Below are 22,700 nucleotides of genomic sequence, written 5' to 3' on the forward strand. Positions count from 1 at the left end.
TTACTGCTGAAGCGTGGCGTGCGGGCTCTGGCCGTAGGTCTTGCGATACAGCGCGGCGAACCGGCCGGTGTGGGCGAAGCTCCACCGGTGGGCTACCTCGCTGACGGTGGTGGTGGACCGGTCGCTGTCGATCAGCTCCTGATGGGCGCGGTGCAGGCGCACGCGGCGCAGATACTCGGTGGGCGTGGTGTCCAGATGCTGCCGGAACAGGTACTGAACCGCGCGGGACGTCATGCGCAGTGCGTCTGCGACGTCATTGACCCCGATGCCGTCCCCGGCATGGCGGTGAATGAACGAAATCGCGCCCTTCAACGTCGGTGGCACCGCAGGGTTCCGCAGCAGGTCCTGGCCGTCGCTCATGTTGGATGGGAAACACTCCAGCAAAGCGGCGCCGAGCAGGTTGCCTGCCGCGTTGACGACCAGTGGCTGCTGGGCGGTTTCGGCGTAGGACAGGCTGGCGATGACGTAGTCCAGCGCCTGGGTCCACGTGCGGGCGACCGCCATCGAGCGGGGGCGGCAGCTGGCGAAGCGGATTTTCTGGGGCAGCGGTCCCGTCTTCTCCGCCGCGACCTGGGTCAGGTGCCGCAGATCCATCCGTACGATGTGAAAGCGGGCCGTGTTCGCCTGAATGGCGCATGGTAGACCCTCGGCGGCGATCACCGGGCTATCCATCCTGGTGCCGGGGTCGCCGGCCAGTGTCAGCGAGCCCGCGCGCGGGTGAATCACCACCACAGCGTCGGTGGCGCGGATTTCGCAGCCCACGCGGCCCTCGACCAGCACCTCGTCGATGGTGACGGGTTCGGACTCGAAGCGCTGATGGGTGACCGACGAGCCACCGGGCAGGCTGCTGGTCCGCCAGCCCGGTTGGTAGGCCTCGGCGAAAAAGCGTTTCGCCGCCTCGGAGTCCGAGGTGTGGAACTTCGCGTACCGGACCGCCTCCGGCGGGCGACCCTCCTGCGATCGGTCGGCGGTGTCCGGTAGGTAAGGCGCGGTTGTCATATGTTCGTTTCCCTAGGCTATGGCGCTGATCTTCACGTGGCTTGCCTGTTGGTAGATGCTCAGCGCGTCTTGGGCGATTCGGTCCCAGGTGAATCGCGACATCGCCCGGGAGCGGCCGGCCGAGCCCATGCTCTGACGCTGAAAGCGCTGTTGCTGCATGACTTTCAACGCACCGGCCAGTTCGTGCGGCTTTGTCGGAGACACCAGCAGGCCGGTGACATTCCCGATCACGGTGTCCATCAGGGCCCCCACCGCCGTCCCGACGACGACCCGGCCGCTGGCCATGGCCTGCAACGCCGACGTGGCCAGTGGCGCCACCCGCGGCGTGCACGCGACCACATCGGCGGACCAGAGCAGTGGCGGAACATCTTGGGGTGCAGAGCAACCCGCGAAGTGGACGCGATTGCTCACGCCGAGTTGAGTGGCCATGCGCTTGAGTTTTGCCCGTTCGCGCTTATTGCGGGCGTCGTTGGTGGATGTCTCCACGATCACCAGTTCGCTGTCCGGTACGTGCGGCAGAACCCGAATGGTCCTGTCGAATCCATTGCAGGGCTGCAGATTCGGGGCGACCTGCACGATCCTGAAGCTATCGTTTTCCACCCAGGTCGGATCGGTGCAGGCGAAGCGCTCGACGTCGATCCCGGTAGACAGCAGGGAGGTGCGGGCCCGATTGCGACGCAGCCGCGTCAGTACATCCAGTTCCTCGCTGCTGCCGCCGGTCACCCAGGCAGCGCCGCGGATCAGCAACGGTTCGAGGCGGGCGCGTTCGGAATCGGCGGACTGTCCGTTGTGCGGGCCGGAAACCGTGGCGGCCAGGCCGTAAAAGCTTTGCACGGTAGTCAGATGATTACGGCGGCCGGCCAACTGCGCGGCCAGTCCCCCCAGCCATCCGAAGCCGTGCACGATGTCGGGCGGGTCGGCGGACCACTCGTGGGACAGGTCTGCCGCCCAATCGCCGACAAACGGCAGCACCTTGGCCGGCGCTACCGGCGCAGCCGGGCCGACGCCGGCACGGGGGTGGGCCGTTACGGTGTGACCATGGGCGGTCAGCGCCGCGCGCAACCTTCCGAAATCATCTTCTAGCTCATTACCGACGAGATCCTGATTACCAGCGCAGACGTCGTCGCCCCAGACAATGGCGATCCTCACGTGTTGTTGGGTTGCCGAGCCCGGTGCCGGGCAAACGGCTTGGAGCAAGCGATTCGCGAACTGGACAGGGCCTGCGGGTGCCGGACATGGCCGAATGAGGCGGGAATCGGGCAGAAATCAGCCCAGGACCTCCATCAACAGCAGCGAACCGCCGACACCCCCGTCCGGGTCGGGAAACGACGTACACCTCACCCGCACCCGAGTAGGGCGGCCCCGCCTGTTGACGGCGTCGACCACGGCCTCGCCAGAACTGTCCGGATCGACGAACGCGTTACCGATCAGCGGCCGCACGTCTTCCACCGGAAGCCCGAAATCCAGAGCCGTCAGCTTCTTGCCGATTGTTTCGTCGGCTCGAAGGCCCCAGAGGTCCTCACAGCCGCGGTTCCACACCACCACCCGCATCTCGCGGTCCACCACTACCAGTCCGATCCGCACCGAAGTGATCAACGCGTCCAGAAAATTCTTCGCGTCGTCCAACTGCCCGCTGCGTTCACGCAACGTGTCGTTGATGGTGTGCAGCTCGTCGTTGGTGGACTGCAACTCCTCGTTCATCGTCTCGAGTTCTTCGTTGGTGGACTGCAGTTCCTCATTTGTGGTCTCGAGTTCCTCGACCGTCGACTGCAGTTCCTCGTTGGTGGTCTCGAGTTCCTCGTTGGTGGATTGCAGTTCCTCGTAGGCCGCCTCGAGCTGTCGATTGGTCTGCACGACCTTGTCGAGGAGCGTCCGCGTGGCGGTGACGTCGAAGAAGGCGATCGAAACGCCGAGCAGCCCGTTGTCGGCGTCCACCAGGGGGTTGAAGTGGATTTCCATCCACACCGTGTCGTCGCCTGGGCGTTGCCATTTCACGTCCGGAATGCGTGCGGGGCGCCGCTCGACCTTGGCCTGCTCCAGATAGGAGCGTAACTCGACCGGGCGGTAGGAGACCTCGAGGTCGCGGAGCAACCGGCCGATGTCGCGCGCCGACAGGCCCAAAACGGTCTCGGCCTGCTGATTGATCATCGCAACGGTGTCCTCGCCGGTCACCACGATCTGAGCCACTGGGCTGGCGCGAAACGCCAACTCGCGCAGGTTGGTTAAGCCCGAAACATCTCCGTGACGTTCGTAGAACGCGACAGTCGGGTCATATCGGTCAAGGCCGCCGCGCGGTTCGGCGGCCTTCAGGAAGATCCGGTTCTCCAGATTCAGCGGGGTGAACTTGTCGCTGTGGCTGAGTAGCATCTCGGCATGCCCGAGAAACAGGATTCCGTGTGGTGCGAGAGCGAAGTGCAACCGGCTCAACACATTTCGCTGGGTCTCGGCGTTCAGGTACATCAGCGTGTTGCGGCACACCAGTAGGTCCACGCGGGAGATGGGTGCATCCTTCACGAGGTCGTTGCGGCCGAAAATGACGGCCCGGCGCAGCTCCTTGTGAAACAGGTAGCGGCCGTTGACATGTTCGAAGTAGCGCTGCAGCAACTCCGGTGGCACCGACTCGACGGCCCTGGCGTCGTAGGACGCCGCCCGCGCCTCACGCAGTGCCTCCTCGTCGACATCGGTGGCGTAGATCTTGACGCGTTGCCGGAAGGCATCGGCACCCATCGCCTCGGCCAGCAGCATGGTCAGCGTGTACGCCTCCTGGCCGGAGGCGCACCCCGCACTCCACACGCGAATGGGGTCGCCGGGACCGCGCTCGGCCAACAGTCGCGGTATGACGTCGTGGGCGATGAAGTCCCAGGCCGGTGGATCGCGGAAGAAGGCGGTTACATTGATCAGGATGGTGTTGAACAGCGAGGCGAACTCGTCCGAGCTGGCCTGCAGGAGGTCGAGATACTCTTCGAAAGTGGCGCAGCCGGCCTGTTCCATCCGGTGGCGGACCCGGCGCATCAGCGACGCCCGCTTGTAGCCGGTGAAGTCGAAGCCGCGGGAATCGCGCACGTACCGCAGCAGAGTTTCGAAGGATTCGTCAGTCGTGCCGCTCATGGGGTGCCGTCCGCCTCGCGTTGCCGAAGAACTCGAACACTACTCGCGGGGTCAGAGCCGATTTTCGGATCCCACCAGGGCCCACACGGTTTTGCCGGATGACGTCGGCGTGCTGCCCCAGGCGCGAGACAAAACCGATACGATCGCCAGCCCGGAAACGAGGTCGGCGCCACAGCCCGTGTCTTCGTGCCTGATCGCCGGTCGGTGACTGCAATCTTCTACGGCGACCGTCACGGTGTCGTCGCAACTTTCCACGATCAGGACCGGCGCGCTGTCGGTATGCTCGAGCACGTTCTCGATGAAGACCGTCGCGACGGTGCCGGCCACCGGTATCAGCCGGTCGCATGACCAGGCGGTGAGCCACCCGTCAATCATGCTGCGCGCCAGGCGCATAGCGGCCCGGCCGCGGGGAAGTTCGGCACGTCCCCGGCGGCGACTGTGCCAGCTGAAGTCGTCGGCGGCCACGAGGGCGGCGTCGCAGGTCGGATGCACTGGCACGTAGCGGGCCACGCCGCAGCTGGCGATGGCTCGACGGTCACGAATATTGCTGGACACCAGCATGATCGGCACGTCGGGCCAGATGTTCACATGCCAGCGGGCGCTGGTGAAGACCGACCACGCCGAGGGCGAGGGCACAGCCAGTCCGTTGACGTCGACGATGACCGCTTTGGGTTCGTCGAGTGCCGCCTTGATCACACTGTCACGCAGACCCTGGTAAGTGGAGCTGTCCAGCACACCATCGGCGCGCAGGACGGCCGAGTCGCCACGGCGGTCCATGGCAACCATGACCGAGCGACTGACGTTAGTCATCGACGGCTCCTTGAGGGATATGCACGTCTGTCAGTCGCTCGCTGAGCACCGCGAGCGCCCGATCCGTCTCATCGGCGATCTGGGTATAGCGCCGACGCATCGGGCCACGGCCTGCCCGCTCAGCCAGCGTTCTGGCCAGGTCGGCCTTCTCCCGCAAACTGCGCAACGCCACCCACAGCGCGGTCTCCACTTCGTCGCCGCGCGCTGCGAGCAGAGACTCCTGTGACCAGGCATGTCCCACCCGGCAACGGAAGCTTCCTTCACTGACGGTGACGAGGGACCCGTTGCAGTCGGGGCACGTGTAACCCGAGGCGGGGCCGAGATTCTCGGCTGTGAATTCGGTGCCGAAGCGGGACGCCATGGCGATCCGGTTTTCCAGCTCAAGCGCTGCGTCCGGGTCGGGGTCGGTGTCGTCGACCTCGCGCAGGGCCAATTCGCGGAGCACGTTTCCGATGTCTGCCGCCGCGACCTGCTGATCGAGGACCCCGGCGTCGGCCGCTGCGCTCGGCAGGGCGGGAAACAGCGCATCGTCCGGTTCCTGGCCAATCGTGGTGCCGCCGCGGGCGCGGATCGCTTCCAGACCCCGCACGCCGTCATCCAGCACCCCCGAGAGCAGTACTCCTATGGCGCGAGCGCCGAAACCGACTGCTACGGAACGGAACAATGCATTGATCGCCGGTCGGTGTCCGTTCTCGGTCGGCCCCTGCGACAGCAGTATCCGATGTCCGGCGACCAGCAAATGATGGTCCGGGACCGCTACGTACAAATGGGCCGGTTTGAGTTCGCAACCTTGCTCGGCGGTGACGGCGGCCAACGGCCCGCTGCGGTTGAGGATGCGGGCCAGGACGCTTGGGGCCGCGGGAGGCATGTGCAACGCGACAAGAAATGCGTACGGCAAATCCGCCGACAGCCCGCCCACCAACCGGGTCAGCGCTTCGACGCCTCCTGCGGAAGCGCCGATCGCGACCACGCCGGCCAGGTCGCCATCAATATTGGTCACGTGCATTGCATTTGTCGTACCCGCCCGGGGCCAACAGAAACTGGCCGCAAAGAGTGTTTAGCGAACGATGACCAGGTATGACGCTGATCGGTCTGGTGGCTAGTGGTGGTCGGGCTGAGACAGGTGCGGACCTGGCCGAATGGCCAGGGCCGCTGCAGGAGGCCTGCTACTGGTTGGACTTCTGCCGCTCCTCGGCGGCTTCGGCGCCCCCGCGTGCGGATTCGGCTTCAGCCTCTTTCTTTGCGACGTCACGCTGGGCGTCTGCCTTGTCCTGCTGAGCCTCGCCCTCGTTCTTCAGGTCATCGCTGCCGGTGACGGTGCCGATGGCCTCCTTGGCCTTGCCCTTAATTCCCTCGGCGACACCCTTGGCGCCTGATTCGGGTCCACTGTCCTTGTCGCTCATGCGTTTTCCCATCTACTCGTAGTTGCCGCGACCAAGTGGGGCGGCAACGCATCAACGGGTTCCCGGTATCTATTACCTGAAACAGGGCGGCCGAGCGGCGCACCCGATTAGCCGCTGCGCGAAAACATCCGAGCTGCGATGAGCCGAACCGTTTGCGTCGCGCTTCCCCGGGTAGCAACAGGCTACGGGACACATTGGGGACTGTTGATGAGTGCAGGATTGGCTTTGATTTCCGGTGCCGGCTGCGGCGTGGGTTTCGCCCTGGCCGGACAACTGGCTCGGCGCGGCTACGACCTGATCATTGCCGACCGATACGACGAAATACACACGGCGGCAGCATCACTGAGTGTGTTCGGCACCGACGTGCAGGCCGAGCAGATCGACCTGTGCATCGCCGAGAACGCCTACCTGCTGCATCGTCGCGTCATGGCAGCCGGCCGCCCGCTTACCGCGGCGGCCCTGACAACCTCGGTGAGTGACGCTTCGTTGTCCGACGGCACTCTCGACGGCGCCCTGGAAGAGGTGGACAGCTGTGTACGCGGAACCATGGCACTGGCCCGCCGAGTGTCCGAGAGGATGGCGATGTTCGGCCGCGGCAGAATCGTTCTGACAGCGTCCCCCGAGGACCGGATGCCCGGGTTCGATACTGCCGTGCACTTCGCGACCGCAGCGTTTCTGCGCGCGTTCGCCGACAAGCTGAATGCCGAGTTGAGCGATTCCGGGGTGAAGATCGTCGCGCTGATGCCGGAACCGGTCACCGCCGGTGGTGTCGCCGACCTCCTGTTCCCGCTGCGCGGCAGGCCACTCGGTGACGACCCCGCCGAGCTTGCCCGCCAGGCCTACGAGGCCCTGACCTGTGACGAAAAGCCGGGCATCGCCGCCTGGGCCACCGGAGCTGTGACGTCGCTGGCCGGGCGATTCGTTCCCGAGCTTGTTAAAAATCCGGTCCGGCAGATCATTTCACCGACCGGGGAGGCGGTTTGACCGGGGTCCAACCGGGCATTCTGCCTGCGAAAACATCGTAGGAGGTGGCAGTCGTGCCGAATTCGTCGATAAAGAATGAAAAGCTCTACGAAGACTTGCGCAAGAAGGGCGACTCGAAAGAGAAGGCCGCGCGGATCTCCAACGCCGCGGCCGGACAAGGGAAGTCGAAAGTCGCGCGTAAAGGCGGCAAGTCCGGTTCGTATGCGGACTGGACAGTGCCGGAGTTGAAGAAGCGCGCCAAAGAATTGGGTATGTCCGGGTATTCGAGCCTGACGAAAGACAAACTGGTCGAAAAGCTGCGCAATCACTAGTCCGGCGGCTCGTCCCCCGAACCCAGCGTCGGAGCCTCCTCGCGTTCGGTCGCATTGCCGGGCACGTCCTGCTCCCGGCGTTCGTCGGTTACGTTCTGTTGAAGCTCGTCGACCACTTCTTCGAGGTCCTGGTCACGGCGGAGTCCACGACTCAGTTGCGGGTCCATAGTGCTGGTAGGTACCCGCATTCACCGGTTCTACTCGGTGAGTCCCAGGCGTTGAACCAGCACCAGGAACGCGGCCGCGAAGTCGTTGTCGGCCGTCTCGGCGGCGATGTGGTCCCAGTCCAGCTCTTCCCGGATCGCCCGCGCGGGCGGAATCAGCTTCGCGAAATCGCAGTGATGCTCGGTGAGGGCGCGCAGTTTCTGGATGAACACCGTGGTAGGCGGCAGCACCGGGGTCGAGATGGCCAGGACGACGCGCTGCTCTGCACAGGCCAGGGCTTCCGGCGTCACGATCTCACCATTGACCCGGTGCAGCACATCGACCATCGTCTCGCCGGAGTGGGCCTTGAACAGCCAGTCCTCCGGCGGACGTTCGATTCGGAATCCAGCTTTGCCTAGCGTTGTGACGGCCGCCGGCACGTCCGCCTCGGCCACCACGATGTCGACGTCGTGAGTCGGTTCGGGGGCGCCGTACGCCCACAGTGCGTAGCTGCCCGCGAGCGCGAACGGCGGCCCGTGCTCCTTGAGCGCGGATACCGCGCAGCGCAATGCTTCGCGCAGTTCGGTGCAGCGAAGGCCGGGAGGCTCGGGCGTCGGATTCATGGTCGCTTGGGCATACCCGGCCTGCGATGACCGCAACCTGATGCCGGGTTGTGCTGTCGCTCAACCGTTTAGTCGGTAAGCAAACGGGAAATTAGATTCATTATGTCAGCCGCAGCGTCGCGCACCTACGACCAGGTTGCTGTTGTGATACCAGCGCACAACGAACAGGAGAATCTGCCGGACTGTCTGTCCGCGGTACTCACCGCGGCCCTGTGCGTCTCCACCCCGGTCACCGTCGTCGTCGTGCTCGACGCCAACGAAGACCAGAGCGACGCGCTCGCCGGTGACTACGGGACCGACGTGCACTTCGTGCGCGTCGAGTCCCGCAATGTGGGCGCGGCGCGGGGCGCGGGATTCGACTACGCCAGCGACCTGTGCGTGCCAGATGGGAATTGCTGGTACGCCACCACGGATGCAGACAGCACGGTAAGCCCCGATTGGCTGGTGCGGCAGCTCGACTGTGGCGCGGACATGTTCCTGGGACTGGTCCGGGTGACCGACTGGCAACAGCACCGCAGCGAGGTAGTGGACCAGTACGAGGACGCCTACGAGTCGCGGGTCGGTGAGGACCACGACCATATCCACGGCGCCAACATGGGCTTCAGCGCACGGGCGTACTGGCGCGTCGGTGGCTTCCGGGCCCTGCCCTCCGGTGAGGATGTTGACTTGGTAGCGCGGTTCGAGCATGCTGGCTACCGAATTTGCCGGGACACCGCACGATCGGTTATTACTTCGGCACGAATCCAGGCTCGGGCGCCACGCGGATTTGCTGATCATTTGAGCACGCTTTCTGAAAGCGCGACGGGGGATGTCGCATGACCGCCGGATTAATTCAACATTGGCTGGAATCTGGACGATTGGAACTGCCCTTGCCGGCGGCGGGATACACCGCAGAACGCCTGCAGCAGCTGACACGTCTGGCGCAGGACGACATCGCGGCGGCCCGTATCGCCGAGGCCCATGTCGATGCCGTCGCCATCCTGCACGAACTGGGCGGTAAGCCACCCGAGCCGAGCCAGCTGTGGGGGGTGTGGGCGGCCGAGGCCTCTGACGCCAAGCTGATCGCCACCAGCGTCTCGGGAGACGAGTTCCTGCTCAACGGCACCAAGGTGTGGTGCTCGGGCGCAGGATTCTGCACCAACGCGCTGGTCTCCGCGCAACTGGAGGATGGCGAGCGGGGGCTGTTCGCCGTCACCCTCACCGACGCCGGGGTGAAGCCACTGCCCAGCACGTGGTGGAACCCGGGAATGGCGGGCAGTGACACCCGCTCGGTGCAGTTCAACAACGTCCACGCCATCCTGGTCGGTGAGCCCGGCGATTACCTGAACCGTGCTGGCTTCTGGCACGGGGCGATCGGTGTGGCCGCCTGTTGGCTCGGCGGTGCCCGCCGGGTGGCCGACCCGCTGTATCGCTGCTCTCGCAGCGAATCGGCCGACGCCTACGCCCTGGCGCACCTCGGAGCCGTCGACGCCGCGCTGGCCGCCGGCGACGCGATGCTGGCCGCGGCGGCGGCGCAGATCGACGCGGACCCGTTCGACCGGGCAGGTACGGCTCAGTTGCTGGCGCGGCGCGTCCGGGCGGTGGTGGAACACGCGGTCGACGAAGCGATCACCCGCACCGGGCGGGCACTCGGGCCCGGCCCGCTGTGCCAGGACGGTCGGCATGCGCAGCGGGTGGCCGACCTGACCATCTACATACGGCAGAGCCACGCCGAGCGCGACCTCGCCGAACTCGGCCGCTTGGCCGGCCGGCCCAGCCGTTGAGGGCCGCGCCGCCTACCAACGGGCCGCGGTTCGCGGCCACACCGCTGGCCGGCGGCGGCACCCCGGCACACGTCTGGCTGGGTGCAAGCCGGCCGCCCGAGTTGGACCTGAGCGGGTGCGACTCCCTGACCGTCGTCGCCGCGCACCCCGATGACGAAACGCTGGGTCTGGGGGCCGCGATCGCGCAACTCGCCGCCGCGGGCGTCACCGTCCGGGTGGTCTCGGTCAGCGACGGCGGGGCCGCGCGGCCGGACGTGACGGTGTCGGAGCGGGTGCGCATCGAGGAGGCGCGCCGTGCCGAGCTGCGCAGTGCCGCAAACGTTCTGGGTGTGGGCACCCCATTGTCGCTCGGCTTACCGGATGGGCGGTTGGCCGAACACGAGGACCATCTCGCCGGCCTGCTCGCCGAGCTTCTGGACGGGTCTGCTCCCGGCACCTGGTGCGCGGCCACGTGGCGTGGTGATGGTCACCCCGATCACGAGGCAGTGGGCCGGGCGGCGGCAACTGCGTGCGCACACACCGGTGTCGTTTTGCTGGAGTATCCGGTGTGGATGTGGCACTGGGCGGTTCCCGAGGACCCCGACGTGCCCTGGGGCCGCGCGGCTTCGGTACCACTCGAGCCGTGGGCAGTAGAGCGGAAAAGCCAAGCAGCGCAATGCTTTCAGAGCCAATTCGAGGGTCCGGATCCGGTACTCCCGCCGTTCGTCTTGCAGCGGTCGCTGCGTGTCGGCGAGCTGGTCTTCCGATGACCGCGCGCCTGCCGGACAGCTACTTCGAGCGGATGTATACCGGCGCTGACGACCCGTGGCAGCTGTCGACGCGCTGGTACGAAGAGCGCAAGTACGCGATCACGCTGGCGCTGCTCCCGGGACGGCGATACCGGCATGCCTTCGAGCCCGGCTGCTCGGTCGGGACGCTGGCCGATCGGCTGGCGCAGCGCTGCGACCGGATTACCGCCGTCGACGTGGCCGACGCTGCCCTCCGGACGGCTGATGCGCGGCTGCGGGAGAGCGGGCGCCGCGACGGCGTCACGCTGTCTCGCGGGTCCGTGGACGAACCCTGGCCGGACGGGCCGTTCGACTTGCTCGTGCTCAGCGAAATCGCCTACTACCTGTCGGCGGACACGCTGGCCGAAGTCTTGCGACGGGAATGTCCCCGGTTGCTGCCCGGCGCCACAGTCATCGCCGCCCACTGGCGCCACCCGGTGTCCGACTACCCGCTCACCGGGGATGCCGCCCACGCCGTCATCGCCGATACGCCCGGACTGGCACCGCTGGGCCGGTACCGCGACGACGACGTCGTCATCGACGTTTTCGACACCGGCGACGGACGCTCGGTGGCGGCGCGGGAGCAGGTGCCCGGCGTACCGGAGCAGACATGCGGATAGCGACCTTCAACATCCTGCACGGCCGCACGCTCGGTGACGGGGTCGATCCGCAGCGCCTGCGGGATTGCGTGCGTCGACTCGATCCCGACATCCTGGCGTTGCAGGAAGTCGACTTCGACCAGCCGCGGTCCGGTCGGGCCGATCTGACCGCGGCCGCGGCCGAGGCGATGGGCGCGGTGGAGCACAGGTTTGTGGCCGCCATTTCGGGAACGCCGGGGGCGACCTGGATGGCCGCCACCGGGCGGGAGCAACCCGGGACCGCGGCCTACGGCATCGCGTTGCTGTCGCGGTTCCCGGCGACCAGCTGGCAGGTGGTGCGGCTACCCCGCATCCCGATGCGCTTCCCGATGTACCTGCCCGGGCCCAACAAGGTGATGATCGTCGACGAGGAGCCGCGGGCGGCGGTGATCGCCCGGCTGCGGACGCCGTTGGGGCTGATGACGGTGGCCAACACCCACCTGTCTTTCGTGCCGGCGTGGAATGTGCGCCAGCTGCGCCGGCTGGTCCGCGACCTGCGCGGCCTGCCCGGGCCGCGGCTGCTGGTCGGTGACCTCAACCTCACGCCGGCCCCCGTGCACCGTTGGACACGTATGCGTCCGCTGGCTTCCGCGGCGACGTTTCCCGCCGACGCGCCGACCCGTCAGCTCGACCACATAGTCACCGACGACAAGGAGTTGCGTGCCGGCGCGCCGGTCGCCGATCTGATGCCGATCTCTGATCACCGGCCACTGGTGGCCGACCTGCACAGGTGAGTCAGTCCTGCTGGCTGCGCGCCTCCGCGCCCGTCATCCCGGCGTCGAAGTCGTCGTCGGCGGCGGTGCGTCCCACATAGTCGCCGTCGTCCTCGCGCCCTTTGCGGGAATTGGCGACGTGCTCGTCGCCCGCCACGTCTTCTTCGCTCTTTTCCTTGCCACCGGTCATCACGGCCTCCTTTGGTCTGCGGGTTTCTGCGTGGTCTTGGTGTGCGTTTAAGGCAGGCAGTGCGCCGCCTCCACCAGCTCGGCGCTCATGTTGCGCTCCATCATCTTCAGCGCAGCCGCACCGAGTTCCTCGTCGATGTGGGCGACAGCGTCGGGCGGCACCACCACCTCGTAGTGGCGCAGATAACCGTCCAGTGCGCTGTAGAGGATGCACTGCTCGGTGACCTGGCCGGCCAGCACCAGACGCTGCGTCTTCAAGCGATCGAGCAGATAGTCCAGAGCGGTGGAGTAGAAGACGCTGTGACGGACCTTGGTCAGGACGTAGGTGCCGTCCGGCGGCACCAGCGGCTTGACCAGTTCGGGCCGCTTGCCGTTCAGGGCGCTGGAAATGATGGCTTGGCGGTCAGCGGTGAAGTTGCCGTGATTGTCGTTGACGTAGATCAGGTCGACGCCGTCGTGGTCGCGGGCGTCGTTGACCAGCCCGACCAGGGGATCAATGATGCCGGCGGCGTTGTCGGCCAGCGGTTCGGCGTCGGGATGGTCGTAATCGTTGAACATGTCGATGATCAACACGGCGGTATCACTCACCGTCGCCTTATACCCGCAATCCAGGAACTCAACAGCGTGGTGCGTCATGACCGGGATTCGCCGCCCAAAATTGGCCGGTGCGGAAACTGTATCCGTAGGATATAGTATCTCTAACAAGTTTTCCGTCAGCACTGGGAGTGAGCATGGTTTACATCGGGACAGACGCGCTCGTGCATGGGCCGGCCACGACCAGCGAGGCAGGCGAGCGGGCCGTGAGCGTGCCCGGATTGGTGGCCGCCGGGACCTGGGCGGTCGGCCTGGTCATCGGCCTGGCGGCGATGGCTGTGGGCCACGAGCTGCTGGCCGGGGTGTCCTTGGTGGTGGCCATCATGTCGCCCTGGCTGGGGCTGGCCTGGGTGGCGCGCAACCAGCGTGCCGACATGCGTCGGCAGCGCGCGCTGGCGCACCAGGCGGTGCTGTACCCCGGCAACTGGCCGGCGTTGCAACTCACCGCGCCCTGACGCATAGCACATCTGAGAAATCTTCCTGCGGAAGGGGTGTGGGCCGCTTCGGAATGGGGTACTGCCTGTGCCAACGGGCGACCACGCGGTGGACGGCCCGGCCCTCCGCAGGAAGGAACTGCCATGACGACCGTCAGCGACTACGACGCACGCCGCGTGACCGACACCGACGCCTCGGACCGCTCCACGCTCCGTGAGTTGGGACCGATGCCGAAGCTGGCCACGACGGTCGTCGACGACGACCCGAACGACTCGCTGTTCTTCGAGCTGCCGGGCGCGGACCTGTCCAGCGAGGAACTGTCGGTCGTGGTGATCCCCCAGCGGTCTGACGAGTTCACCTGCTCGAGCTGCTTCCTGGTGCAGCACCGCAACCGGTTGCGCGACACCAGCGGTGGACGGCAGATCTGCGCCGACTGCGTGTGACGCTTCGCTCTCGTCGCGGCGAGGAGGACAATCGCTGCGCGTGAGCCCGCCACCCGGACTGCCCGCGCCGCGTGGGTTCCGCAGCGCTTTCGCCGCCATCTACGCGCTGGCCTACCTGGTGGGTGGCGAGCGCCGGATGATGCGACTGATCCGCCGGTACGGGCCGATCATGACGATGCCGATCCTCAGCCTGGGCGAGGTGGCGATCGTCTCGGACTCGGCCCTGGCCAAGGAGGTCTTCACCGCGCCGACCGACGTTCTGCTCGGGGGTGAAGGAGTCGGACCGGCAGCGGCGATCTACGGGTCCGGATCGATGTTCGTGCAGGAGGAGCCAGAGCATCTGCGGCGGCGAAAGCTGCTGACACCGCCGTTGCACGGCGCAGCGCTGAACACCTACGTCCCGGTGATCGAGGCGTCGACGCGAGCGGCGATGCGCAGGTGGCCCGTTGACCGCCCATTCGAACTGCTGCAGGCCGCGCGGGCGCTGATGCTGGATGTGATCGTCCGGGTCATCTTCGGCGTCGAGGACCCCGACGAAGTGCAGCGGCTGGGCCGGCCGTTCGAACGACTGCTGAACCTGGGCGTGTCTGAGCAGCTGACCGTCCGCTACGCGCTGCGCGGCCTCGGCACGCTGCGGGTGTGGCCGGCCCGGGCGCGGGCCAATCGCGAGATCGACGGCGTCGTGATGCCGCTGATCGCCGCCCGCCGCGACGACCCCGGGCTGGCCGACCGGCGCGACCTCCTCGCAGTGCTGATGTGCGCCCGCGGCGAGGACGGGAAAACGCTGTCGGACACCGAGATTCGCGATGATCTGATAACTCTGATGCTGGCCGGGCATGAAACCACAGCGACCACGCTGGCCTGGGTCTTCGATCTGTTATTGCACCATCCCGACGCGCTGCGGCGAGTGCGGGAAGAAGCGGTGGGCGGCGGTGAGGAGTTCACCACGGCGGTGATCGACGAGACGCTGCGGATACGCCCGCCCGCTCCATTGACCTCCCGGGTGGCGGCGCAGCCCATCCGGCTGGGCGGCTACCTGGTAGCGGCCGGGACCCGGATCGTGGTGCACATCGTCGCGATCAACCGCAACCCAGCGGTCTACGAGCGTCCCCGCGAATTCCGGCCGGAGCGATTTCTGGGTGTCCGGCCGCAGACGTATGCCTGGCTTCCATTCGGTGGCGGCGTCAAACGATGCCTCGGCGCCGCCTTCTCGATGCGCGAGCTGATTACGGTGCTGCACGTGCTGCTCCGCGAGGGCGAGTTCAGTGTGGTCGATTCCCGGCCGGAACAAGTGGTGCGCCGGTCCATCATGCTGGCACCGCGCCGCGGAACGCGAGTGCGCTTCCGCCCTCGCGCCGCACGCTCATCCGATGTGGATCTGTAACAGAGCGTTGTGATTGGACCCACAAATCGCGGGGTACACGGAAGTTGGATCTGCCAATTAGACAGCGTTCAACAGAAGGGGCGCGACGTGATCATCCTGGGAATTATTTTGCTGCTGATCGGCTATTTCGCCGGTATCCCAATTCTCTACACAATCGGCGGCATTCTCGTGCTCGTCGGTGTGATTCTGTGGATTCTGGGTGCGGTTGGGCGCCCGGTTGGAGGCCGAAGAGTCTGGTTCTAGCGCACTCATCTGTGCGCTGAGCTAGTTGCGTCGGACCGGAACCGTGGAAACGCGGTTTCGGTCCGACGCATTTTGGTCGGTACAGGAATGACAGGTACAGAAATGAGTCGGGGTGGCGGGATTCGAACCCACGGCCTCTTCGTCCCGAACGAAGCGCGCTACCAAGCTGCGCCACACCCCGCTTGAAGCCTCGACAGCCTATCGCACCGGAGCAGCCACCTCCCAAACGGCAGGTCGGCGGCTCAGTCCCAACGGCAGGAGCGCTCGAATTCGACCAGCGCCCGGGCGGCATGGCTGGGATCCAGTCCCTGGGCGGCAACCCACTCGTCGTCGAAATAGGTGTCGGCATAGCGGTCCCCGCTGTCGGCCAGCAGCGTGACCACCGAACCCCGGTGACCCGCGGCCACCATCTCTGCCAGCAGACCGAACGCGCCCCAGAGATTGGTGCCCGTCGACGGCCCCACCCGGCGGCCCAGCACCGCACTGACATGGCGAGCGGCGGCGACCGATGCCGCGTCGGGCACCGAGACCATCCGGTCGACCAGCGACGGGAGAAACGACGGTTCCACCCGGGGTCGGCCGATGCCCTCGATGCGCGACGATGCGCCGGTCACCACGTCGAGCCGGTCCTCGACGAAGGCCGGAAAGAAGGCGGAGTTCTCCGGGTCGACCACGCACAACCGGGTCGCGTGCCGTCGATACCGGATGTAGCGGCCGATCGTGGCGCTGGTACCCCCGGTGCCGGCGCCCACCACGATCCAGGCGGGTATCGGGTGGGACTCGAAAGCCATCTGCAGGTAGATCGATTCGGCGATGTTGTTGTTGCCGCGCCAGTCGGTGGCGCGCTCGGCGTTGGTGAACTGGTCCAGATAATGGCCACCGGTCTCGGCGGCGACGCGGGCCGCCTCGGCATAGACTTCGCTCGACTTCTGCACGAAATGGCAACGGCCACCTTGCGATTCGATCAACGCGATCTTGGCGGCGCTGGTCGCCGCCGGCATCACCGCCACGAACGGCAGGCCCAGCATCGCCGCGAAGTAGGCCTCTGACACCGCGGTGGAACCCGAGGACGCCTCCACCACCGTGGTGCCCTCACCGATCCAGCCGTTGCACAGCGCGTAGAGAAACAGGGATCGGGCGAGCCGGTGCTTGAGGCTTCCGGTGATGTGGGTCGTCTCGTCCTTGAGATAGAGCTCCACTCCGGCCTCGTCACCCCACCGGGCCGGCAGCGGGTAGCGCAGCAGATGTGTGTCCGCGCTGCGACGGGCATCCGCCTCGATCAACCGGATCGCATTGTCGGTCCAGTCCCGGGAGAGACTGCGGACCGCGATGCGCGTCGGCGTCAACGCACGGACACGGTCGGCTGCGAGCGCCCCAGGTTGCTGGTCGAATCCCGGCCGCCCATCGGGGTGGCGATCAGCGTCAACAGGGTCGCCTCGGGCCGGCAGCAGAACCGCACCGGCGCGAACGGTGACGTCCCGATGCCCGCGGAGACGTGCAGCCGGGTATGGGAGCCCCACTGCGAGGGGCCCTTGGCCCGGGAGCGGTCCAGGCCGCAGTTGGTGACCAGTGCGCCGTAGAACGGCAGACACAGCTGACCGCCATGGGTGTGGCCGGCCATGATCAGCTGGTAGCCATCGGCGGCGAACCGGTCCAGCACCCGGGGCTCGGGGGAGTGCACAAGCCCCAGCCGCAGGTTGGCGGCCGGGCTGGCCGGCCCCGCGATCGTCTCGTAGCGGTCCCGGTCGATGTGTGGGTCGTCGACACCGGCGGCGGCGATGTGCAGGCCCGCCACCTCGAACTCGCGCCGGGTGTGCGTGAGGTCCAGCCAGCCGCGCTCGGTGAACGCCGCGCGCAGATCCTGCCAGGGCAGCGGTTCGCCCTTGATTCGGTGATCCGGGTTGGTCAGGTAATTCATCGGGTTCTTCAGCCGCGGCCCGAAGTAGTCGTTGCTGCCGAAGACGAAGACACCGGGCCGGGACAACAGGTCACCCAGGGCCTGTACCACCGCGGGCACGGCTTTGGGGTGGGCCAGGTTGTCACCGGTGTTGACCACCAGGTCGGGCTCCCAGCTGGCCAGCTCGCGCAGCCAGGCCTGCTTGCGCCGCTGGTTGGGCGTCATGTGCAGGTCACTGATGTGCAGCACCCGCAGCGGGGTGGAGCCCGGACTCAGCACCGGCATCGTGATCTCGCGGAGCACGAACGCGTTGCGCTCGACGAAGGCGGCGTAGCCGATCCCGGCGACCGCCGAGCCGAGCGCTGCGGCGCCGGTCCTTAACACGACGGGAAGTGCCCCGCGATGTACGTCAGCCATGCCAGGCAGTTTACTGCCGGGAACCGACCCGACGCGCGGCTCTTCGCGTGATCAGCGCCTACGGAGTGCCTATGGGGCGCCTACGGAGGCGGCGGTGCCGGCGGCGGAGGCGCCAACAACGGAATGGTGATCGGCGGCAGGCCCGGAATCTCGACCACCTGCGATCCGACGACCTCCGGCGGCAGCCCGCCTTCCGGCGGCGGCGGTGGTGGTGGCGGGATGCCGTTGCTGACCTGGATCGTCACGATCGAGCCGGGAATCGTCTGGCCGGTGGGCGAGGTTCCGACCACCTCGCCGTACTTGGCGCTGCTGTTGACCGAGTTCGGCTGATCGGCGACCTGGAAGCCGGCGTCCTTCAGGCGCTGCCGCGCCTGGTCGACGTCCAGACCGGCCACGCTCGGCACCCGTCCGGCCGGTGAACCGTCCATGTAGCGCGGGTCGGTGGGCGGCAGATGCACCTCGCCGAAGTTGTTGGCGATCGGCTGCAGCGCCGTGAACCAGGTGCGCGCGGGCTCGTTGCCGCCGTACAGGTCACCGCTGCCGCAGTGCCGCAGCGGGGCCGAACACAGGTCGGTCGGCGAGGGCGAGTCGTCGTAAATGTAGTTGGCCGCCGCATAGCGGTTGGTGAAGCCGACGAAACCCGAGGACCGGTGCGCCTCGGTGGTGCCGGTCTTGCCGGACATCGGCAGGGTCCAGCCCGCCGCGCCGGCGGACCCGGCCGCCGTGCCGCTGCCCACCGCGTCCTTGCTCATCGCGTTGGCGAGGGTGTTGGCCAGCCCTTCCGGCACTACCTGCTCGCAGGTCTCGGTGGTGACCGAGACCTCGTTGCCGTTGCGGTCGATCAGCTTGTCGATCGGGTTCGGCGGGCACCACATGCCGCCGGAGGACAGCGTGGCCACGACATTCGACAGCTCCAGCGCGTTGACCTCGATGGGGCCCAGGGTGAAGGAGCCGATGTTCTGCCGCTTGACGAAGTCGGCCAGGCTCTCGTTGCTGTCGGGGTTGTAGTCGCGGGCCGTGCCCGGGTTGGCGTAGGAGCGCAGGCCGAGCTTGATGGCCATGTCGACCGTCCGCGATACACCCACCTGCGAGATCAGCTTGGCGAACGCGGTGTTGGGCGAGGTGGCCAGCGCGTCCGTCACGCTCATGCTGCCGCGATAGTTGCCGGCGTTGATAACGCACCAGGTGTCCTTCGGGCAGCCCTTGGCGCCACCGCTGCCCAGACCCTTGCCCTGGAAGCGGGGCGGGACGTCGAGCTGGGCGTTGATGCCCATGCCCATGTCGAGTGCGGCCGCCGTCGTGAAGATCTTGAAGATCGACCCGGCACCGTCACCGACCAGGGAGAACGGTTGTGGTCGCATCGTCTCGCCGGCCTCGGTGTCCAGGCCGTACTTCCGGTTGCTGGCCATCGCCACCACTTTGTGCGATGTCTTGCCCGGCAGGATCACGCTCATCACGCTCGAGATGCCGCTCAGCGTCGGGGGAGCGAACTTGTCGATGGCCGACTTGACCGGGATCTGAACATCGGGATCCAGCGTGGTGCGGATCAGGTAGCCGCCGCGGGCGACCTGTTCCTTGCTGATGCCCGCACGCGACAAATACTCCTGCACGTAGTCGCAGAAGAAGGCGCGATCGCCGGCGGCGATGCAGCCGCGTGGCAGTTCGTTGGGCTGCGGCAGGATCCCGAGCGGCTGGGTCTTGGCCGCGCGCAGCGCATCGGCCTCCTGGGGGATGTTCTCGATCATCGTGTCGAGCACCAGGTTGCGCCGGGCCAGCGCGCCTTCGGGATTGGTGTAGGGGTTGAGGGCGCTGGTCGACTGCACCATGCCGGCCAGCAGCGCCGCCTGTTGCCAGTTCAGGTCGATCGCGTTCACCCCGAAGTAGGTCTGCGCGGCGTCCTGGATGCCGAACGAGTTGTTCCCGAAGGACACCAGGTTCAGGTAGCGGGTGAGGATCTCCGGCTTGGTGAAGGTCTTGTCCAGCGTGAGCGCCATCCGGATCTCGCGCAGCTTGCGCGCCGGGGTGGTCTCGACGGCCGCGCGCTTCTCCGCGTCGGTCTGCGCCGTGACCAGCAGCTGATAGTTCTTGATGTACTGCTGCTCGATGGTGGAGCCACCGCGGGTCTCCACATCACCGGAGGCGTAGCCCGCCAGGCCGGTCAAGGTGCCTTTCCAGTCCACGCCGTTGTGATCGGCGAACCGCTTGTCCTCGATCGATACGATCGCGAGCTTCATGGTGTTGGCGATCTTGTCCGAGGACACCTCGAAGCGGCGCTGAGAGTACAGCCACGCGATGGTGTTGCCCTTCGCGTCGACCATGGTCGACACCGCCGGCACCTGTCCCTCGAGGAGTTGAGCCGAACCGTTGGCGACGACCTCGGAGGCGCGGTTGGACATCAGCCCGACGCCACCGGCGAGCGGGAACATCAGCGCGGTGGCCACCACGCTGGCAAGCAGACAGAAACCTGCGAGCTTCAGCAGCGTGAGTGCTACCGGGGGTCGCTCGGACATGCGTACTACAGTAGCGACCCCTCGTCACGCCCCCGCGCCGTCCGGCTGGAAAAAAATTTCTTTAGCAGCTGTTGAGCAGGTCCGCTACCCCTGGGAACTGTGAATCTGCTGCGACTGCACTGGTCAGAGGCCCAAAGCGGGAGAGGGCGCTCCTGTTTTCCCCGGCCGGTCGGCGGAAGACGGCACGGACGTCCCAGAAAAAGCGTTATCGGACTGTTGCGCAATTGCGGTGTCAACCCCTAACTTAGATACGCAGTGAGATTCAGGTAACACCGATGTGCACATTGTGGCTGGAATCGCATCGTCGGCTGGTACCCGAAGAGGGCGGCCGCAGGCGGCGGCCGGAAGGAAGGGATCAGCTCGTGTCAGGAACACGTCCGGGTGCACGAAGGACCAACCTCACGTCCGTAGGTAACCCGCTCCGCAGCGTCGAGGCTGAAGAGCGCATCACCTGGGTGTCGCAGGCGTTGTGCCGGGCGACGGACCCCGACGAGCTGTTCGTGCGCGGAGCCGCCCAGCGCAAGGCCGCGGTTATCTGCCGGCACTGCCCTGTAATGCAGGAATGCGGTGCCGACGCGCTGGACAACAAGGTCGAGTTTGGCGTCTGGGGCGGCATGACCGAGCGTCAGCGGCGCGCACTGCTCAAGCAGCACCCAGAGGTCGTGTCCTGGTCGGACTACTTCGACAAGCGCAAGCGCCGCAACATCATCTGAACCGGCCGCGGTTCCCGCCCGGCGGCGGGTGTGTTCCTCATTACTTTTTTATTACAGCTTAGCTGGACGCTGTTTTCGCGTTCAGCCATTTAAGCAGGTCAGAGGGCATTTTTGTGTTGGGCTGCGGTCGACGTCTGTCGACCGCCGTTGAATCGGCGTCAAATAACGCCCGGAGTGCCCGGTATCGTCGCTGGTCGCGACGGCTTTACAGAGTCGGCTGCCGGCGTAACCCGACAGCCTCCGGCGCCCGGTTACCCGCCCGGCCGGCAGAGGCGTCAGCGGCGGCCACGGAGCCGGTAGGAGACCGCTTCCATCATTACTTTATTGTTACAGCTTAGCTCGACGAAATATCTACCGCGAGGTATTCGCGCAGGTCAGAGAGGTTTTTGGGGCTATAGATACGTATGTTGTTCGCGGCCACCGTTGAATGGGCGTCAAATAACCCACCGCTGCGGAGGTATCGCCGCAGGTCAACGGCGGATCAAGCCGAAGTGATCTGGTCGGCCAGGGCGCGCAGCGCCTCGAGGTCCGAGACGTCGAACGGCAACGAGGGCACCCCGATTACCGGCACGTGGGGATGGGCTCCGGTGAAGCGGGACAGCAGGCGGATCTCTCGCTTGGCCGTCTGGCCGCGATCGGCGTGAATGTGCAGCACCGCCGAAGCCAGGGCCGCCTGCTCGGACGTTTCCGATTCCAGCTTCTCGTTGGCGTCGATGGCGCGCTCGACCGGAAGTGAGCACAACAGCGGATGGGTCCGGTTGAGGACCAGCCCCGCCAGCGGCATTCCTTCCTGCGACAGCCGGTCGACGAAGAAGGCCGCCTCGCGCAGCGCGTCGGGCTCGGCGGCCGAGACCACCACGAACTGAGTGCCGCGGCGCTTCAGTAGCGCGTAGGTACGGTCGGCCTTCTCCCGGAAGCCGCCGAACGTCGCGTCCAGCGACTGCACGAACGCCGCCGCGTCACCCAGCATCTGCGAGCCCAGGATCGTCGACATCGCCTTCATCGCCAGGCCCATCGCGCCGGTGACCAGCCGCCCGATGCCGCGGCCGGGCGCCAGCAGCAGTCGCCACAGCCGGCTGTCCATGAAGCTGCCCAGGCGCTTTGGCGCGTCCAGAAAGTCCAGTGCGTTGCGCGACGGTGGGGTGTCCACTACGACCAGGTCCCACCGGTCCTGTGCCAGCAGCTGGCCCAGCTTCTCCATGGCCATGTATTCCTGCGTGCCGGCCAGTGACGTGGCGACCGTCTGATAGAACTGGTTGTCCAAAATCGATTGTGCCCGATCGGATCCCGAGTACTGGACCACCATCTCGTCGAAGGTGCGGCGCATGTCGAGCATCATCGCGTGCAGCTCGCCAGGCACCTCCGGCGCCAACGGTACGCGCTGCGGTGTGTTGCCAAGGTCGTTGACTCCCAACGCTTGTGCGAGTCGCTTGGCCGGGTCGATCGTCAAAACCACTACGGTGCGCCCATATTCGGCCGCGCGCAGGGCGATCGCCGCGGCGGTAGTGGTCTTGCCGACACCGCCCGCACCGCAGCACACCACCACACGGTTGGTCGTGTCGGCCAGGATCGCGGCCATGTCAAGGGTTTCCGGCTTGTGTGCCTGTGTCAT

General features: G+C 66.5%; 26 protein-coding genes and 1 tRNA gene. 12 read left to right on the forward strand and 15 right to left on the reverse strand.

Annotated features, from left to right (window positions below; genetic code table 11):
• The 6 genes from ACNQS7_RS22090 to ACNQS7_RS22115 all read right to left on the reverse strand — a co-directional run bounded on the left by ACNQS7_RS22090 (position 1) and on the right by ACNQS7_RS22115 (position 6,320).
• Entirely contained in the window at positions 1 to 999 is a 999-nt protein-coding gene (locus tag ACNQS7_RS22090) for a helix-turn-helix transcriptional regulator (RefSeq protein ID WP_418014218.1), read from the reverse strand.
• A gap of 12 nt (positions 1,000 to 1,011) precedes the next feature.
• Positions 1,012 to 2,148 (reverse strand): glycosyltransferase, encoded by a 1,137-nt coding sequence (locus ACNQS7_RS22095; RefSeq protein ID WP_418014219.1) that lies wholly within the window; start codon positions 2,146 to 2,148, stop codon positions 1,012 to 1,014.
• A gap of 117 nt (positions 2,149 to 2,265) precedes the next feature.
• Entirely contained in the window at positions 2,266 to 4,107 is a 1,842-nt protein-coding gene (locus ACNQS7_RS22100; protein ID WP_418014220.1) for a CheR family methyltransferase, read from the reverse strand.
• Positions 4,108 to 4,158: 51 nt separating this feature from the next.
• On the reverse strand, positions 4,159 to 4,917 hold the full coding sequence (locus ACNQS7_RS22105; protein WP_418014221.1) for an STAS domain-containing protein: 759 nt from the start codon (positions 4,915 to 4,917) through the stop codon (positions 4,159 to 4,161).
• Positions 4,910 to 5,917, reverse strand: coding sequence for a chemotaxis protein CheB (locus ACNQS7_RS22110; RefSeq protein WP_418014222.1), 1,008 nt, complete (start codon positions 5,915 to 5,917; stop codon positions 4,910 to 4,912). Before ACNQS7_RS22110 ends, ACNQS7_RS22105 begins: the two co-directional genes overlap by 8 nt.
• Before the next feature lie 166 nt (positions 5,918 to 6,083).
• On the reverse strand, positions 6,084 to 6,320 hold the full coding sequence (locus ACNQS7_RS22115) for a CsbD family protein (RefSeq protein WP_133437993.1): 237 nt from the start codon (positions 6,318 to 6,320) through the stop codon (positions 6,084 to 6,086).
• Between the two features lie 207 nt (positions 6,321 to 6,527).
• Between ACNQS7_RS22115 and ACNQS7_RS22120 the strand changes: the two genes are divergently transcribed.
• Together ACNQS7_RS22120 and ACNQS7_RS22125 are read left to right on the forward strand one after the other, a co-directional pair.
• Positions 6,528 to 7,304: an SDR family NAD(P)-dependent oxidoreductase gene (locus ACNQS7_RS22120; protein ID WP_418014223.1), complete on the forward strand. Its 777-nt coding sequence runs from the start codon at positions 6,528 to 6,530 to the stop codon at positions 7,302 to 7,304.
• A 53-nt stretch (positions 7,305 to 7,357) separates the two neighbouring features.
• Positions 7,358 to 7,615, forward strand: coding sequence for a DUF7218 family protein (locus ACNQS7_RS22125; protein ID WP_055578653.1), 258 nt, complete (start codon positions 7,358 to 7,360; stop codon positions 7,613 to 7,615).
• Here the strand turns inward: ACNQS7_RS22125 and ACNQS7_RS22130 are convergent.
• Both ACNQS7_RS22130 and ACNQS7_RS22135 read right to left on the reverse strand, forming a co-directional pair.
• Positions 7,612 to 7,782: a hypothetical protein gene (locus tag ACNQS7_RS22130; RefSeq protein WP_418014224.1), complete on the reverse strand. Its 171-nt coding sequence runs from the start codon at positions 7,780 to 7,782 to the stop codon at positions 7,612 to 7,614. The two genes, ACNQS7_RS22125 and ACNQS7_RS22130, sit on opposite strands and share 4 nt — an antisense overlap.
• A 30-nt stretch (positions 7,783 to 7,812) precedes the next feature.
• Complete coding sequence (locus ACNQS7_RS22135) at positions 7,813 to 8,382, reverse strand: nucleotidyltransferase family protein (RefSeq protein WP_418014225.1); 570 nt, start codon at positions 8,380 to 8,382, stop codon at positions 7,813 to 7,815.
• 144 nt (positions 8,383 to 8,526) lie between these two features.
• Here ACNQS7_RS22135 and ACNQS7_RS22140 point away from each other — a divergent pair, with 144 nt between their 5' ends.
• From ACNQS7_RS22140 to ACNQS7_RS22160, 5 genes are read left to right on the forward strand one after another with little or no spacing between them, the layout of a single operon-like run.
• Positions 8,527 to 9,201 carry a glycosyltransferase gene (locus tag ACNQS7_RS22140; RefSeq protein ID WP_418014226.1) on the forward strand — a complete coding sequence of 225 codons (675 nt, stop codon included), beginning with the start codon at positions 8,527 to 8,529 and terminating at the stop codon, positions 9,199 to 9,201.
• Positions 9,198 to 10,145, forward strand: a complete 948-nt coding sequence (locus ACNQS7_RS22145) for an acyl-CoA dehydrogenase family protein (protein ID WP_055578629.1) — start codon at positions 9,198 to 9,200, stop codon at positions 10,143 to 10,145. The genes ACNQS7_RS22140 and ACNQS7_RS22145 overlap by 4 nt, the downstream gene beginning before the upstream one ends.
• Positions 10,142 to 10,894 carry a PIG-L deacetylase family protein gene (locus tag ACNQS7_RS22150; protein WP_418014227.1) on the forward strand — a complete coding sequence of 251 codons (753 nt, stop codon included), beginning with the start codon at positions 10,142 to 10,144 and terminating at the stop codon, positions 10,892 to 10,894. Before ACNQS7_RS22145 ends, ACNQS7_RS22150 begins: the two co-directional genes overlap by 4 nt.
• Positions 10,891 to 11,532: an SAM-dependent methyltransferase gene (locus ACNQS7_RS22155; RefSeq protein WP_418014228.1), complete on the forward strand. Its 642-nt coding sequence runs from the start codon at positions 10,891 to 10,893 to the stop codon at positions 11,530 to 11,532. Before ACNQS7_RS22150 ends, ACNQS7_RS22155 begins: the two co-directional genes overlap by 4 nt.
• The gene (locus ACNQS7_RS22160; RefSeq protein WP_418014229.1) at positions 11,523 to 12,284 is read left to right on the forward strand and encodes an endonuclease/exonuclease/phosphatase family protein; all 762 of its coding nucleotides are present in this window, start codon (positions 11,523 to 11,525) and stop codon (positions 12,282 to 12,284) included. Before ACNQS7_RS22155 ends, ACNQS7_RS22160 begins: the two co-directional genes overlap by 10 nt.
• A 1-nt stretch (position 12,285) precedes the next feature.
• Here ACNQS7_RS22160 and ACNQS7_RS22165 read toward each other — a convergent pair whose 3' ends face one another.
• Complete coding sequence (locus ACNQS7_RS22165; RefSeq protein WP_418014230.1) at positions 12,286 to 12,453, reverse strand: hypothetical protein; 168 nt, start codon at positions 12,451 to 12,453, stop codon at positions 12,286 to 12,288.
• A gap of 47 nt (positions 12,454 to 12,500) precedes the next feature.
• Positions 12,501 to 13,040, reverse strand: a complete 540-nt coding sequence (locus ACNQS7_RS22170) for an isochorismatase family cysteine hydrolase (RefSeq protein WP_418014231.1) — start codon at positions 13,038 to 13,040, stop codon at positions 12,501 to 12,503.
• Positions 13,041 to 13,183: 143 nt separating this feature from the next.
• Between ACNQS7_RS22170 and ACNQS7_RS22175 the strand changes: the two genes are divergently transcribed.
• The 4 genes from ACNQS7_RS22175 (at position 13,184) to ACNQS7_RS22190 (ending at position 15,551) form a co-directional block, all read left to right on the forward strand.
• Complete coding sequence (locus tag ACNQS7_RS22175; protein WP_418014232.1) at positions 13,184 to 13,501, forward strand: hypothetical protein; 318 nt, start codon at positions 13,184 to 13,186, stop codon at positions 13,499 to 13,501.
• A 123-nt stretch (positions 13,502 to 13,624) separates the two neighbouring features.
• A complete protein-coding gene (locus tag ACNQS7_RS22180; protein WP_065046066.1) occupies positions 13,625 to 13,924 on the forward strand; it encodes a DUF4193 domain-containing protein in 300 nt (99 codons plus the stop codon).
• Positions 13,827 to 15,308, forward strand: a complete 1,482-nt coding sequence (locus ACNQS7_RS22185) for a cytochrome P450 (protein ID WP_418016095.1) — start codon at positions 13,827 to 13,829, stop codon at positions 15,306 to 15,308. The genes ACNQS7_RS22180 and ACNQS7_RS22185 overlap by 98 nt, the downstream gene beginning before the upstream one ends.
• An 87-nt stretch (positions 15,309 to 15,395) precedes the next feature.
• Complete coding sequence (locus ACNQS7_RS22190; RefSeq protein ID WP_120794271.1) at positions 15,396 to 15,551, forward strand: hypothetical protein; 156 nt, start codon at positions 15,396 to 15,398, stop codon at positions 15,549 to 15,551.
• Between the two features lie 107 nt (positions 15,552 to 15,658).
• Here ACNQS7_RS22190 and ACNQS7_RS22195 read toward each other — a convergent pair.
• The 4 genes from ACNQS7_RS22195 to ponA2 form a co-directional block, all read right to left on the reverse strand.
• Positions 15,659 to 15,732, reverse strand: a tRNA-Pro gene (locus ACNQS7_RS22195).
• Between the two features lie 61 nt (positions 15,733 to 15,793).
• Complete coding sequence (locus ACNQS7_RS22200; protein WP_418014233.1) at positions 15,794 to 16,897, reverse strand: PLP-dependent cysteine synthase family protein; 1,104 nt, start codon at positions 16,895 to 16,897, stop codon at positions 15,794 to 15,796.
• The gene (locus ACNQS7_RS22205; RefSeq protein WP_055578623.1) at positions 16,894 to 17,865 is read right to left on the reverse strand and encodes a metallophosphoesterase; all 972 of its coding nucleotides are present in this window, start codon (positions 17,863 to 17,865) and stop codon (positions 16,894 to 16,896) included. Before ACNQS7_RS22205 ends, ACNQS7_RS22200 begins: the two co-directional genes overlap by 4 nt.
• Before the next feature lie 80 nt (positions 17,866 to 17,945).
• On the reverse strand, positions 17,946 to 20,375 hold the full coding sequence (gene ponA2, locus ACNQS7_RS22210) for a transglycosylase/D,D-transpeptidase PonA2 (RefSeq protein WP_418014234.1): 2,430 nt from the start codon (positions 20,373 to 20,375) through the stop codon (positions 17,946 to 17,948).
• A 362-nt stretch (positions 20,376 to 20,737) separates the two neighbouring features.
• Between ponA2 and ACNQS7_RS22215 the strand changes: the two genes are divergently transcribed.
• Positions 20,738 to 21,088 (forward strand): WhiB family transcriptional regulator, encoded by a 351-nt coding sequence (locus ACNQS7_RS22215; RefSeq protein WP_055578650.1) that lies wholly within the window; start codon positions 20,738 to 20,740, stop codon positions 21,086 to 21,088.
• Positions 21,089 to 21,569: 481 nt separating this feature from the next.
• On the opposite strand, the gene ACNQS7_RS22220 is transcribed toward ACNQS7_RS22215, so the two are convergent.
• Positions 21,570 to 22,700 carry an ArsA family ATPase gene (locus ACNQS7_RS22220; RefSeq protein ID WP_055578621.1) on the reverse strand — a complete coding sequence of 377 codons (1,131 nt, stop codon included), beginning with the start codon at positions 22,698 to 22,700 and terminating at the stop codon, positions 21,570 to 21,572.

The sequence above is a fragment of the Mycobacterium sp. 23 genome (genome assembly GCF_048287075.1).
In the GTDB taxonomy this organism is placed as follows: Bacteria; Actinomycetota; Actinomycetes; order Mycobacteriales; family Mycobacteriaceae; genus Mycobacterium; species Mycobacterium gordonae_B.